Raw genomic sequence first — 13,673 nt, 5'->3', positions numbered from 1 at the left:
TGATGCCCCAAGTGGGGGCGGGATGCCAACCGGCTGCCCGCAGGTCGGCCAGGCTGACGGATATTGCAGCGAACGGCACAGAATATTGCGCAATTCGACTTGCGCCCGCCGTCACAATCCGTAATGTGGACAGACGCATTTTTCGCAACCCATATTTTGTGAATCGCTTGTAAACGGCCCGCGCCGGACAAGGGATCACGGGTATCACACTCGGTTTCTATAAGCAGCTATCCAGGGTAGGACATTATGAAAAAAGTAGGTTTGGTCGGTTGGCGTGGCATGGTGGGTTCGGTGTTGATGAGCCGGATGCAGGAAGAGAAGGATTTTTCCCGCATTCAGCCCACCTTCTTCACCACCTCCCAGGCCGGTGAGGCCGCCCCCAATTTCGGCGTCGATGCCGGCACCCTGCAGGATGCCTTCGACATCGAGGCACTGGCCGCACAGGACGTCATCATTACCGCCCAGGGCGGCGACTACACCAAGGATGTCTATCCGCGCCTGAAAGCCGCCGGCTGGCAGGGCTACTGGATTGATGCAGCCTCCTCCCTGCGCATGGAGAAGGACGCGGTCATCATCCTGGATCCGGTCAACGGCGACGTCATCGAGCATGCCCTCAACAACGGCATCAAGACCTTCGTCGGCGGCAACTGCACCGTCAGCCTGATGCTGCTGGCCCTGGGTGGCCTGTTCAAGGCCGATCTGGTGGAGTGGGTGAGCGTGGCCACCTATCAGGCCGCCTCCGGTGGCGGTGCGCGCCACATGCGCGAGCTGGTCACCCAGATGGGCCTGCTGCGCGATGAAGTGGCGGTGGAGCTTGCGGATCCCGCCTCCGCCATCCTCGACATCGAGCGCAAGATCACCGAGAAGACCCGCTCCGGCACCCTGCCGGTGGACAACTTCGGCGTGCCGCTGGCCGGTGGCCTCATCCCCTGGATCGACACCAAGCTCGACAACGGCCAGAGCCGAGAAGAGTGGAAGGGCCAGGCCGAGACCAACAAGATCCTGGGCATCGAACACGCCGCCATTCCGGTGGATGGTCTGTGCGTGCGCATCGGCGCCCTGCGCTGCCACAGCCAGGCTTTCACCATCAAGCTGAAAAAAGACGTGCCGCTGGCGGAAATCGAAGCCCTGCTGGCCGCCCACAACGACTGGGTCAAGGTGATCCCCAACGATCGCGACATCACCGCCCGCGAGCTGACTCCGGCTGCCGTCACTGGCACCCTCAGCATCCCGGTCGGTCGTCTGCGCAAGCTCAACATGGGTCCGGAGTATCTGGCCGCCTTCACCGTGGGTGACCAGTTGCTGTGGGGCGCCGCCGAGCCGCTGCGCCGCATGCTCAACATCCTGCTGGATCGCGGTTGAGCCGGTTGCAGCCAGCATGCACAGGGGGCCGCGGCCCCCTGTTTTTTTTTCGCCTTTGCCAACTCTGCAGGCCGGCAGAGAGTGCCAAAAGGGTGGGCTGGCGAGTGGTGCCAGCAAGGCGGCTGCCACCCGCTTGTTATTAATTGAATCAATATTGACTAACCGCCGGGTTTATTTGTTTGTGACTCAATAACGGCAGACTTATTTCCCTGCAGCGGTCGAAACGCCATACCGACGATATTTTCTGGCACTGTTAATCGGTACGGTTAACAGGGTTAAATAGCGCCGTTCAGGCTATTCAAGAGCGCTGACTGATGGGCCAGATATATACCTTGTTACAAAAGCACGTCTGTTGCTGATATCCCTTCGGGGCTTGATTGATTACACTGACGACCACAGCCGGGTTGCAGGCTGCCAGCCTTTGGCAGCTATATTGACTGGCGCGGGGCAGACATTGCTGCCGGCAAAAATATTATTCATGTCATCAATAATGCGAGGCACCAGCAGAGTGCTGTCGCCATTTTTCCGTTGTCGCGCGCTGGATATGAACGACGCGCAGCGACCGCCAATAATAATGTTCAGGTTTGAAAATTGGGAAATAACATGAGAGTCGTGTGGAGTTTGCTCTATTTCTTCAGTGTCTTGGCCTTGGCCAGCCCGGTGCTGGTCAAGGAGCAGAAAAAAGTGGCCGATCCGCTGATCGTCCCCTATCAGCAATATCGGCTCGACAATGGCCTGACGGTGATCCTGACCCAGGATCACTCCGACCCCTTGGTGCACGTGGCGGTCCACTACCGGGTTGGGTTGCCGGAAGAGGCCCCCGGCCAGTCCGGGCTGGCCCATCTGTTCGAACACATGATGTTTCAGGGCTCGGCTCACGTGGGGGAGGAGGGCTATATCCGACTGCTGCAACAGGTGGGCGGGCGCAACATCAACGGCTTGACCTCCCGGGATCAGACCCGTTATTACCAGACGCTGCCAGCCAATCAGCTGGAGAAGGTGCTCTGGCTGGAGGCGGATCGCATGGGGTTTCTGCTCGATACCCTCTACCAGCAGAAATTGGAGGCCAAGCGCGACATCGCCAAGAACGAGCGAGCCACCCTGGTGGATGCTGCCCCCTACGGCCGGGTGCTGGAGGTGCTCAACCGCACTCTCTACCCCCCCAATCACCCCTATTTCAACACGCCGTTTGGCCGGGTGGCGGACCTGGATCGCCTCACCTTGGAGGACGTGCGCCAGTTCTTCCTGCGCTGGTACGGGCCCAACAACGCCACCCTGGTGATTGGTGGCGACATTCAGCCGGCCCAGACCCTGGCCTGGGTCGAGCGTTATTTTGTCGCGCTGCCTCCGTCACCAACCCAGACAAGCCCGGTGGTGCGTCCGGTGACGCTGAAAAAGAGCCGCTATCGCACCCTGGTCGATCGGGTCAGCGAGCCCATGCTGGTGCTGGCCTATCCGACCGTCTCCGCCCGCGAGCCCGACTTCGAGGCCCTCGATCTGCTGGCGGATCAGCTGGGGGGCTCGGCCAGCGGCCTGTTGCAGCGACAACTGCAGCAAAGCGGCCAGCTGGTCTCGGTGACGGCCAGACAGGAGTGCGGGGTGCTGGCCTGCATGCTGGTGATTGAGGCGGTGCCCAATCTGGCCAAAGGGGGCGAACTGGGCCCCATCAAGGCGGAGATCGACCGGATCGTCGGCCAGCTCGCCAGCGAGGGTGTCTCCCGGGAGCAACTGGCCCACTCGGTCAATGCCCAGCGGGCCCAGCGGATCTGGCCGCTGGACAGCGTGGCTGGCAAGGTGGAGCAACTGGCCACCGGCCACACCCTGTTTGCTGACCCCAACTTCCAGTACCGCAACCTCCAGCGCATCGCCCGGGTGACGCCGACCGATCTGCAACGGGTGTTGACGCGCTATGTGCTGAACAAGCCCAGGGTGGTGCTGAGCGTGGTGCCGGCCGAGCACCCTGAATGGCAGGCGGGCAGCCCCAACTTTGTCGAGCCGCCCCCCTTGCCGCTGGCCCGGCCGACCCCCTCTTTGCTGCCTCATGTCATCAAGGAGACCCTGGATCGGCGCCAGGAGCCGGCCAGCGGCGGCGCCTTGCCGGTGCCCATGCCGGCCCTGTGGCAGGCCAAGCTGGGTGAGCGGATCTCCCTGCTCGGTCACTACAGCGACGAGGTGCCGGCCTTTGCCATGAGCATCAGCTGGCCGGGCGGTGAGCGGGCCGAACCCGAGGGCAAAGGCGGGGTCGCCACCCTGGCCGACGCCATGCTCTTCCTTGGCAGCGAGCAGCTGCTGGCGGCCAGCATCGAGGAGCGGGCCCGTCAGCTGGGGGCCAGCATTCGCTTCAATCATGGGGAGGGGCGCAGCTACGTCGAGATCGAGGGGCTCACCTCCCATTTTGACGAGACGCTGGCACTGGTGCGGGAGCTGGTGCAGCAGCCCGCCATGCGCGTAGCCGATTTTGAGCGCAGCCGCTTTGATCATGTCCAGTGGCTGCAACAGCTGATGCAAGATCCCCAGTGGCAGGCGGACTGGCAGTTCGGCGCCCTGCTCGAGGGGCGCAAGCGACCGGATCTGCTGGCCAGTGTACGTGCGCTGACGCTCGACGATGTGCGCAACTTTTATCAGTCGGTCTATCGCAGCGGGGAAGCCCAGGTGGTGGTGAGCGGGGATCTGGCCCAGGAGCGGGTGATGAAGGCCCTCGGCTTTCTGGTCGAGCCTGCCGGTCAGCCGCCGGCCCTGCACTCTCTCGGCTGGCGCGGCCAGCAGGCGAAACGGGCCATCTATCTGCTGGACAATCCCGGGGCGGCGCTCAGCCAGATCCGGGTGGGACGGCGCGCCATGGCGGAGGATGCCTTCGGCGAGCACTACCTGACCCGGCTGATGAATGTCTCCCTCGCCGAGCGGCTGCACATCCGGCTGCGCGAGGAGCTGGGTTACACCTACTTCATCGACGCCGCCTTCGACGGCAACGCCGATGCGGGCCACTTCCTGTTGCAAAGCAGCGTGCGCAGCGGGGTGACCGGGGCGGCCCTGCGGCAGATCCTGCAGGAGCTCGACAAGTATCAGCGGCTGGGGCCGACCCGGCTGGAGGTGCGTACCCTGCGGGATCGGGTGCTCAATGGTCAGGCGCTCGATTACGAAACGTTGCCGCAGGAAATGGAGTACATGCTGCCCATCCTGCTCAAGGGGTGGCCGGAGGATTATGTGGAGCAGCGGGTGCAGCAGGTGAGCCGGCTCTCTCCGTTTACCCTGCGTGAGCTGGCCCGCCGCTGGCTCGATCCCGACGACATGGTGATCCTGGTGGTGGGGGATGCCAAGACGCTGGCTCCTGAGCTCGCCGCGTTGGGCTGGCCGGTGCAGCGCCTCTCTGCCACGCCTTAGCGGGTTGCCCCTATCGGGCGATGGCCGCAAGCAAAACAGCCCGCCCCCTGGCAGGGGGCGGGCTGTTTTTTTGCGCTCAAAAGAGGCAAACGGTCAGATAAGGGCCAGGGCGGCGGCCAGATCGGCAATCAGATCGTCGGCGTCTTCCACCCCGATGCTGAAGCGGATGAGATCGTCATTGACCCCGGCGGCGAGGCGGCTCGCCTCGTCCATGGCGGCGTGGGTGGTGCTGGCCGGATGGCAGGCCAGGCTCTCGAGATCGCCGAGGCTCACCGCCTGCACGAACAGCTGCAGGTTGTCGAGCAGGTTGGCGCAGCGGGCAAAGCCGCCTTCAAGTTCAATACTCACCATGCCGCCAAAGCCGCTGGCGAAGGCGCCGAGGGCATCGTGGCCCGGATGGTTGGCCAGCCCCGGGTAGATCACCTTCTTCACCGCCGGGTGGGCGGCCAGGAAGTCAGCCACCTTCTGGGCATTGTGCAGGTGGGCATCCATGCGCAGGGGCAGGGTCTTGACCCCGCGCTGCAGCAGGTAGGCCTCCTGCGGGCCGATGGGGGAGCCGATGTGCTTGAGGGCCACGGTGCGAATCGACTTCATCAGCGCGTGAGAGCCCGCCACCACCCCGGCGATGATGTCGCCGTGGCCGCCGAGGTACTTGGTGCCGCTGTGCATGACGATGTCGATGCCAAGCTCGAGCGGACGCAGCAGATAGGGGGTGAGGAAGGTGTTGTCACACACGGTGATGGCGCCCACCTTGCGGGCCGCTTCTACTACCACCCGCGGATCCACCACCTTGAGGGTGGGGTTGGTCAGGGTTTCGAACAGTACCACCTTGGTGGCGGGGCGGATGTTGGCCAGCAGATCCAGATCGCTCTCGTAGGCGGTGACCTTGATGCCGGCGCGGCTAAAGGTCTGCTTGAGAAACGCATCGGTGCCGCCGTAGAGCGGGCCGATATAGGCCACTTCATCGCCGCTGTCGGCCAGGGCATACATGATGGCGCTCACCGCCGCCATGCCGCTCGCCACCACCAGCGCCTCGTCGGCCCCTTCCAGTGCCGCGAGTTTTTGCTCCAGCTCGGCGGTGGTGGGGTTGCCAAAGCGGCTGTAGATGAAGCCGGGGGCCTGACCGGCGAAGCGCTCCTTGCCCGCCTGGGCGTTGAAGTAGCTGAAGGTGCTGCTCTGATAGAGCGGGGTGGTGAGGGCGCCGGTCTGGGGATCGATCCGCTGGCCGCTGTGCACGCTCATGGTTTTGAATTTCATTGTATTGCTCCGTCATTGCCAGGCTGTGGCCCAACTGCTTGTGTCATCTGAAGGGCGCCGTGGCGCCCCTCGTCTATTAGGTATGGCAGCGTCAGGCGAGTTGTGGTTCGCGCCGATCGCGCTTTGCCATCTGTTCGCTGCTTGTCTGCGCATTGGCGGACGCGGGGGCGACGCCATAGTGGCGGGCCGCCACATCCGGGTGGGAGCGCAGCCTCCCTTTGAGTACGTTCTCCCCCACCTGATAAAAGAGCGGGTTGGTCGGGTCGCTCTCGGGCCCCTGTGCCTGCGCCGCCAGCGCGGGGGAGAGGCTGAGCAGCGGCACGGTCGCATCCAGCCGCGCCGCCATGAAGAAGGCGCAGGAGAGGCGCGATACCCCGGGCGGCGGGCTCTGCACCCGGTGCAGTGTGGCCTTGAGGTAGCCGTTGGAGGCCAACTCCAGCAGTTCGCCGATGTTGACCACCAGGGCGCCCGGCAGGGGCGGCGCAGAGATCCAGCCGTCGGCCGTCTCCACCTCGAGCCCGGAGTGATGATCCTGCATCACCAGGGTCAGGTAGCCGGGATCCTTGTGGGCGCCCACCCCCTGACCGCTGCCCCCTTCGGCTTGCCCCGGGTAGTGGATCAGCTTCATGTGCTGATGGGGCGCCCCGCGAATACTGTCGTCAAACACCCCGGCCGGCTGCGCCAGCACCTCGGCGAAGGCGGCCAGCAGGGTGAGGGTGATGGCGCTCAACCTATCTTGCCACGCCAGCAGCTGCGCCTGCATACCGGGCAGGGCGGTCGGCCACTGGTTGGGGCCGATGAGCCGCTGCCAGGGATGCTGCAGGCTGGCGGCATCGAGGGCTGCCTCTTCGTTCATGATGTCGAACTGCTCGCGCAGATCCGGCCGCGCCCGGGTGAGCTCGGCCCCCACCTGGTTGTAACCGCGAAAGTGGGGGGAGTGCACCATCTGCACCGCCAGCTTCTCCTGCTGTGGCAGGTCGAAGAAGCGGGCCGCCAGCGCCAGGGTTTCCTGCTGTTCTTGCTCGCTCAGGCCATGGCCGATCAGATAGAAAAAGCCCACCTCACGGGCCGCCCGGCCAAGGGTGGCCAACATCTGGCGACGGGTCTCGGGGGCGCCGTCGAGCGCGGCGAGATCGATGATCGGCAGTGGTGAATGTTCCATGTGCACCTCCTCACTGGCCAGGGGCGGGATGTTACCCGCACACCTGACATGAAAACGACGACGCCCTGACCGATAAACCGGCCAACGCCCTGTTGCCAGGGATGGCGCCATTTGGATTGAGGGAGATGCTACTGTTCGGAGTTATAAGACGGAAACAACAAATTATTCTTAGTTATATACAAAAATCGAAATAGAATTCGCCACCCATCCGGGTGGCTGCCGATTGAGCGGCGATAATGGCAATATACCGGCGCACTTGACACCCATGTTGGCCTGACCCGGCATGTACCGGCTTGAGCGCAATGTGAGCGAGACTTGAGCCAAAAAAGAGGCGAGCATCGCTGCCAGCACAGAAATGCCCAAATACAGAGATGCAAAAAGGGAGGCTGATGCCTCCCTTTGTGTGACGGGTGTTGCGGCCCTGTGTGGTACCTGGCTCAGGCTCAGTAACCCAGGGTAAAGCGCTGGCGCAGGTGGGCTGGTTTTTCCGCTTCGTTGAGCACGCCGTCGGCCAGATCGCCAACCGTGATCCCGGCCGGTTGTTCACCGCTGAACAGCACCTGATCGGCACCGAGCCGGTAGCCGCCGCGCTTCTCGCCGGGTTCCAGGAACACGGGCGGGGAGACGAAACGCCAGTCGAGGGTGGTTTCACGGCGCAGGGCGGTGAGGCCGTCGCGGGCGGCCAAGGCCCCCTGTTTCCACTCGGCCGGGAATTCCGGGGTATCCACCAGTTGCACACCCGGGGCAATTTCCAGACTGCCGGCACCACCGACCACCAGCAGCCAGCTGTTGGCCGCGACGGCGGCGGCCACGATGGCGCTGGCCCCCTTGAGGTACTGGTCGTAGATGTCCGGGGCAGTCCAGCCCGGGTTGTAGGCGCTGATCACCCGATCGTGCCCCTTGAGCACCTTGGCCAGCGCCTGGCTGTCCTGGGCATCCACCGCCACGGCGGTGACCTGCGGGTGAGCGGCGACCTTGCTCACGTCACGCACGATGGCGGTGACGTGATGGCCGCGGCTGACGGCTTCATTGAGGATGGCTGTACCGACAAAACCGCTGGCACCGATCAGGGCAATTTTCATGGGAGATTCTCCTTCACTGTTGGAATGGGGCTATCCTACGCCCCCGAATGTGATTTAATAATCCGTTGTAAATTGCATTCACTTATAAGCTGGATTTAATAATGGAACAGCTCAAGCGTTACGCCATCTTCGCCGCCGTGGTCGAGGCGGGCAGCATGACCGGCGCCGCCAAGGCTCTCGGCATGACACCTTCCGCCGTCAGTCAGCATATCAGCCAGCTGGAGAGCCTGCTCGGCCTCACCCTGCTGCACCGCTCCACCCGCCGCCTCAACCTGACCGAGGCGGGAGAGGTGGTGTGGCAGGGGTGCCAGTCCCTGCAGCAGACCCTCAACCAGACCGAGCTGCGCCTCTCGGAGGTACGCGACAGCCTGCTGGGGGAGGTGCGGATCACCGCCCCGGTGGGGATGGCCGGCCAGCCGCTGGCACGAGCGCTCTCGCCGCTGCTGCAGGCTCACCCCGGCCTGTGCATCCAGATCATCGCCGACGACGAGAAGCGGGATCTCATTGCCGAGCGCATCGACGTGGCGCTGCGGGTCGGCACGCTCTCGGACTCCACTCTGGTGGCGCGCAAGCTGGGCCAGACCCGGATGTTGCTGTGTGCTTCGCCCGCCTACCTGGCGCGCAAGGGCACCCCGCGCAGCCCGGAGGCGTTGCTGGATCACGACTGGCTGGCTGCCGATATGCTGATCGGCGGGCTGACCTTCTTCGACGAGAAGGGGCAGGGGCACAGGGTTAAGCCCAAGCCGCGGGTGGTGTGCAACAACGTGTTGCCGCTGCGCCAGTTCACCCTGGCGGGGCAGGGGGTGTCGCTGCAGCCGGAGGGAGAGATCGCAGAAGATCTCGCCTCGGGCCGCCTGCTGGAACTGCTGCCGGGCTTTCGGGTGCCACCCATGGAGATCCACGCCATCACCCCGCAGCGGGAGATCCCGGAGAAGGTGCGCCGGGTGATCGCCGCCCTGCGCAGCCACTTCGCCGAACCGGTGGGGGCCGCGGCGACACGTCCGTAGCCCGGGCAAGGAAGAAGGCCGTTCCGGTTGGCCGGAGCAAACAAAGAGGGCAGCCCGCGGGCTGCCCTCTGTCGATGCAATGCCGGTGAGACCAGGCCCGGCCTCACTTCATGTAGAGGCCGCCGTTGATGGCCAGGGTCTCACCGGTGATATAGGCACCCGCCTCGCTGGCAAGAAACACCACGGCGGCGGCGATCTCTTCGGGCTTGGCCAGCCGGCGCATGGGGATGTCGGCCTTGATGCTGTCGAGGATGTCGGTGCGGATCGCCTCCACCATGGGGGTGGCGGTGTAGCCGGGGGCGATGGCGTTGACCGTCACCCCGAAGCGGGCTCCTTCCGCCGCCAGCGCCTTGGTGAAGCCCAGCATGCCAGCCTTGGCCGCCGAGTAGTTGACCTGGCCGAACTGCCCCTTCTGGCCATTGACCGAGGAGATGTTGATGATGCGGGCATCGCGCTGTTCGCACATGGCGTCAAACAGCGGCTGGGTCACGTTGTAGAGGCTGCACAGGTTGGTGTGGATCACCTCGAACCACTGCTCCGGAGTCATCCGCTTGAAGGCCCCGTCCCGGGTGATGCCGGCATTGTTGACCAGCACATCCACCCGCCCTTCATCCTGCAGCAATCGGCCTAGAGTGTCGCGGCACATGGCGGTGTCGGCGACGTCCAGCGCCAGCAGCCGTACCTGATCCGGCCGAAAACCCTGCTCCCCGTACCAGTCGTGCGCCGCCGCCCCGTTGGCGCTGGAGTGGGTGGCGATGATGCGATACCCCTGGGCCAGCAAGGCGGTGGTGATGGCGGATCCGATGCCGCCACGGGCTCCGGTGATCAAGGCAACTTTCTTCATCTTGGCTCTCCCTGCATAAAAGATTCGAACGAGGACTTTATGGGCTTTTTGAGGTAATTGATATATTTGTTTTCAAACAATCTGACAGGCAAACGCGTCACTTTTGTGACAGTCTGCCAAGCTGGCTTGACGCGCTGGCCTAAGGGGCTGGCAAGGCCCTGGGCAAGGGGACCAGGGTGAGCGCAGCGGCCAGCGCTTGCCGCCAAGGTCGCGGCCATGTTTAATGGGGCCCTTGCGCGTAGCGCCTTGCCGACAGCCCAGATCCGATCTCGTCATGACCATCTTGTCCACCATTCCGGGCGCCGTGCCCCAGCCGCATAGCCAGCTGACCCGCATCGAGCGGGTGCTCGACTACATCCACGCCAATCTGGATCAGCCGCTGGCGCTGGCCGAGCTGGCGGAGCAGAGCTGCTGGTCGCGCTGGCAGCTGCAGCGGGTGTTCCTCCATGAGACGGGGCTGACGGTGGCCCACTATGTGCGCGAGCTCAAGCTGAGCCAGGCGGCAGAGGCGCTGCTCTCTGGCCGCCAGCGGGTGCTGGATCTGGCGCTCTGTTACGGTTTTGGCTCAGAGGTGAGCTTCAGCCGCGCCTTCAAGCAGCAGTTCGGCTGCTCGCCGCTGGCCTATCGCAAGCGCGGCCTGCGGCTGGGGCTGCGTACCCCCCTGGTGCGGGCTACCCTGCCGCAGCCCACGCCTGCCAGGCTGGTACAGGTGCGAATTGAGAGCCAGCCGGGTTTTATCCTGCAAGGGGTGAAGGGGCAGATCCGCGGGCTGTTTGCCGCCGCTCCCGACTTTCAACAGACGGTGCCCGCCATCTGGCGCGCCCTGCGCACGGCGGGCGGTTTGCCACCCGGGCAGGAGCGGGTTGGGGTGGTGGATGTTGCTGGTGCCGGCGAGTCGCTCCCCTACTGGGCGGGCAGCGTGATGGAGGAGGGGACCAGCTTGCCTGCCGGTCTGGCGCGCCTCCCGGTGCCGGCCCAGACCTACGCGGTGCTAAGTCACGTGGGCCCGGTCAGTCAGCTGGGGCAGACCCTCAACTGGTTTATCCTGCACTGGCTGCCGAGCTCCGGTTATCGCGGCGTGGACGGCTTCGAGCTGGAGCGTTACGCCCCCGATTTTGACGGCAACCAGCCGGATGCCCGCATGGAGTACTGGCTGCCCGTCGCCCCTCTCTGAGAGGGCTATTCCCTTGCCTGGCGGATGCCGGGCGCTGCTATCCCTCTTTCCCTTTTTGCTGCGCCAGGCTTTGCTATCCATTCGACATCGCCTGCGTTGCTGCCGTCAGTTGAGGTTGCCGGATGGGGCCAAACTGGCCGCATTTTCTCCCTCTTCAGCGCCAACATGCCCCAAATTGTTAATTCAAGGGCAAAATGACCCAATAAAATGCAAATGAGATTTGTTACTATTCACTCATTGCATTCGAGGATCAGATGTACGCCACTCACCCCCCTTTGACCCTGGTCGCCGCGACTATCTCCGCCCTGTTGGCAGGCCCTGTGCAGGCAGCCGCCACCGAGCGCCCGACACAGACCCGGGCAGACGAGACCCTGACCGTGCTCGGCGAGACCTATCGCAACACCGCGACCAAGACCCGGCTCGACCCCCTGGAGACGCCCCAGGCCATTTCGGTGGTGGAGGGTGACACCCTGGAACAGCGCGGCGTCAGCTCGGTGAGCGAGGCGCTGCGCTACGTGCCTGGCGTCAACACCGAACTGCGGGGCGGAGCGGTCAACCGGCTGGATCTGTTCAACATCCGCGGCTTTGACAACTACCAGAACTTCTACGACGGCCTGCTGCTGCAGTACAACGACTGGAACCTGCAGCCCCAGATCGATCCGGTGGCCATCGAGCAGCTGGAAGTGTTCAAGGGGCCCACCTCCGTGCTCTACGGCAGCATGCCCCCCGGCGGCATGGTCAACCTCATCGCCAAGCGCCCCCAGCGGGAGAGCAGGCACAGCGTCAGCGTGGCGAGCGGGACGGGCACCCTCAAGGAGCTGACCCTCGACAGCACCGGCGCCCTCAACGATCAGTTTGCCTATCGGCTGGTGGGGCTGGCCCGCCAGAAAGAGGGTCAGGCGGTGACCTCAGAGGAGGAGCGCTACGTGCTGGCGCCCTCTCTCGACTGGCAGTTGAGTGATCGCACCCTGCTGAACCTCAACCTCTATTACCAGAAAGACCCGCAAGCCGGCATCTACACCACGGTGCCGGCCAGCGGTTCGGTCAAGTCCAACCCGCTGGGCCAGCTTGGCAGCGATACCTTCCTTGGCGATGAAAACTGGAACCACTACAGCCGGGAGGTGACCCTGCTCGGGTACAAGCTGAGCCACGACTTCAACGCCAACTGGCAGCTGCTGCAAAACGCCCGCTACATGGATGCCTCGGCCAACCAGCAGAACACCTACAACGCGGCGCTGGCGGCCGATAACCGCACCCTGGCCCGCAACGCCTACCTGACCGATGAAGAGTCTCGCGGCTTTGTCATCGACAACCAGCTGGCGGGCCAGGTGCAGACCGGCAAGGCCCAGCACAACCTGCTGCTGGGGGTGGATTACCAGTATCTGGATGCGCGCATTCTCTACCGGGATACCCTCGACTATGCGGCCCCTGCCATCGACATCTTCAACCCGAACCACCAGCAGATAGTGCCGGCAGACCTGGTCTTCAACTATCAGGACAACCGAACCATCCGCCAGTACCAGAGCGGCCTCTACCTGCAGGATCAGGTGCGCCTCGATCGGCTGGTGGCCATCGGCGGCGCCCGCTACGACCGCTACCGGATGGACACCGACAGCCGGACCCTCTATCAGGGGGCGGCGAGCAACAGCCTGGCCCAGATTGATCAGGACAACCTCTCGCTGCGCCTCGGCGCCCTCTACGAGCTGGATCACGGTCTCTCGCCCTATGTGAGCTATGCCGAGAGTTTCGAACCGGTGGCGGGGGCGGACAAGCAGGGCCAGGCGTTCAAACCGGCCACCGGCCGGCAGTGGGAGGGGGGGCTCAAGTTCCTCTCCGAGGACGTGAGCAAGACCGCCACGATCTCGGCGTTCCATATCACCAAGGAGAACGCTCTGGTGACGGATCCGGACAACGTCTACGGGCCCAAGCTGCAGACCGGCGAGATGGTCTCCAAGGGGGTCGAGCTGGAGGGGCGACTCGATCTCACCAGCCGCTGGGATCTGGCGCTGAGCTATACCCGCCAGGAGATGGAGATCACCCGCGACACCACCAGCCTGCAGGGCAAGACTCCGGTCTGGGTGCCGAAACAAATGGCTTCGCTGTGGAGCAACTACCTGCCAGCCGGTCCGCTGGCAGGGGCGCGCCTGAGGGTTGGCCTGCGCTACGTGGGGGAGGCCCAGCTTGATGCCGCCAACACCGACACCGTGCCGGATTACCTGCTGATGGACATGTCAGCCTCCTACGATCTGGCCCAGCTTAGCCAGCGCCTGCAAGGGGTGGAGGTGTCACTCAGCGCCAGCAACCTGTTCAACAAGACCTACTACTCCTGCTACGACCAGAACAACTGCTGGTTCGGGGCAGAGCGCAGCGTGGAGGCGCGACTCAAATACGTATTCTGACCCTG

The 13,673-nt window shown here is 64.1% G+C and carries 9 protein-coding genes; 5 read left to right on the top strand and 4 right to left on the bottom strand.

Going from position 1 to position 13,673, the window contains the following annotated elements; genetic code table 11:
- Positions 1–246 precede the first annotated feature (246 nt).
- Both asd and QLG02_RS18240 read left to right on the top strand, forming a co-directional pair.
- A complete protein-coding gene (gene asd / locus QLG02_RS18245) occupies positions 247–1,362 on the top strand; it encodes an aspartate-semialdehyde dehydrogenase (protein ID WP_077096509.1) in 1,116 nt (371 codons plus the stop codon).
- Positions 1,363–1,965: 603 nt separating this feature from the next.
- Positions 1,966–4,743 (top strand): pitrilysin family protein, encoded by a 2,778-nt coding sequence (locus QLG02_RS18240; protein ID WP_282465824.1) that lies wholly within the window; start codon positions 1,966–1,968, stop codon positions 4,741–4,743.
- 93 nt (positions 4,744–4,836) lie between these two features.
- Here the strand turns inward: QLG02_RS18240 and QLG02_RS18235 are convergent, their stop codons facing one another.
- The 3 genes from QLG02_RS18235 to QLG02_RS18225 form a co-directional block, all read right to left on the bottom strand.
- A complete protein-coding gene (locus tag QLG02_RS18235; protein ID WP_282465823.1) occupies positions 4,837–6,000 on the bottom strand; it encodes a PLP-dependent aspartate aminotransferase family protein in 1,164 nt (387 codons plus the stop codon).
- Positions 6,001–6,091: 91 nt separating this feature from the next.
- On the bottom strand, positions 6,092–7,162 hold the full coding sequence (locus QLG02_RS18230; protein WP_282465822.1) for a 2-oxoglutarate and iron-dependent oxygenase domain-containing protein: 1,071 nt from the start codon (positions 7,160–7,162) through the stop codon (positions 6,092–6,094).
- Between the two features lie 443 nt (positions 7,163–7,605).
- The gene (locus QLG02_RS18225) at positions 7,606–8,244 is read right to left on the bottom strand and encodes an NAD(P)-dependent oxidoreductase (RefSeq protein ID WP_019838689.1); all 639 of its coding nucleotides are present in this window, start codon (positions 8,242–8,244) and stop codon (positions 7,606–7,608) included.
- 101 nt (positions 8,245–8,345) lie between these two features.
- Between QLG02_RS18225 and QLG02_RS18220 the strand changes: the two genes are divergently transcribed.
- Positions 8,346–9,251 (top strand): LysR family transcriptional regulator, encoded by a 906-nt coding sequence (locus tag QLG02_RS18220; RefSeq protein WP_282465821.1) that lies wholly within the window; start codon positions 8,346–8,348, stop codon positions 9,249–9,251.
- Positions 9,252–9,354: 103 nt separating this feature from the next.
- Here QLG02_RS18220 and QLG02_RS18215 read toward each other — a convergent pair whose 3' ends face one another.
- Positions 9,355–10,095, bottom strand: coding sequence for an SDR family oxidoreductase (locus QLG02_RS18215; RefSeq protein WP_016350525.1), 741 nt, complete (start codon positions 10,093–10,095; stop codon positions 9,355–9,357).
- 196 nt (positions 10,096–10,291) lie between these two features.
- Between QLG02_RS18215 and QLG02_RS18210 the strand changes: the two genes are divergently transcribed.
- Positions 10,292–11,269, top strand: coding sequence for an AraC family transcriptional regulator (locus tag QLG02_RS18210; protein ID WP_282465820.1), 978 nt, complete (start codon positions 10,292–10,294; stop codon positions 11,267–11,269).
- 254 nt (positions 11,270–11,523) lie between these two features.
- Positions 11,524–13,668, top strand: coding sequence for a TonB-dependent siderophore receptor (locus QLG02_RS18205; RefSeq protein ID WP_282465819.1), 2,145 nt, complete (start codon positions 11,524–11,526; stop codon positions 13,666–13,668).
- Positions 13,669–13,673: the final 5 nt, after the last annotated feature.

This window comes from Aeromonas sp. V90_14 (assembly GCF_029967615.1).
Classification (GTDB): Bacteria; Pseudomonadota; Gammaproteobacteria; order Enterobacterales; family Aeromonadaceae; genus Aeromonas; species Aeromonas hydrophila.
This window is presented reverse-complemented; position numbering and strand designations above follow the sequence as displayed.

Coding starts and splice junctions, on each gene's coding strand:
- QLG02_RS18220 (WP_282465821.1), top strand. CDS start 8,346: ATGGAACAGCTCAAGCGTTACGCCATCTTCGCCGCCGTGGTCGAGGCG.
- asd (WP_077096509.1), top strand. CDS start 247: ATGAAAAAAGTAGGTTTGGTCGGTTGGCGTGGCATGGTGGGTTCGGTG.
- QLG02_RS18230 (WP_282465822.1), bottom strand. CDS start 7,162: ATGGAACATTCACCACTGCCGATCATCGATCTCGCCGCGCTCGACGGC.
- QLG02_RS18240 (WP_282465824.1), top strand. CDS start 1,966: ATGAGAGTCGTGTGGAGTTTGCTCTATTTCTTCAGTGTCTTGGCCTTG.
- QLG02_RS18205 (WP_282465819.1), top strand. CDS start 11,524: ATGTACGCCACTCACCCCCCTTTGACCCTGGTCGCCGCGACTATCTCC.
- QLG02_RS18215 (WP_016350525.1), bottom strand. CDS start 10,095: ATGAAGAAAGTTGCCTTGATCACCGGAGCCCGTGGCGGCATCGGATCC.
- QLG02_RS18225 (WP_019838689.1), bottom strand. CDS start 8,244: ATGAAAATTGCCCTGATCGGTGCCAGCGGTTTTGTCGGTACAGCCATC.
- QLG02_RS18235 (WP_282465823.1), bottom strand. CDS start 6,000: ATGAAATTCAAAACCATGAGCGTGCACAGCGGCCAGCGGATCGATCCC.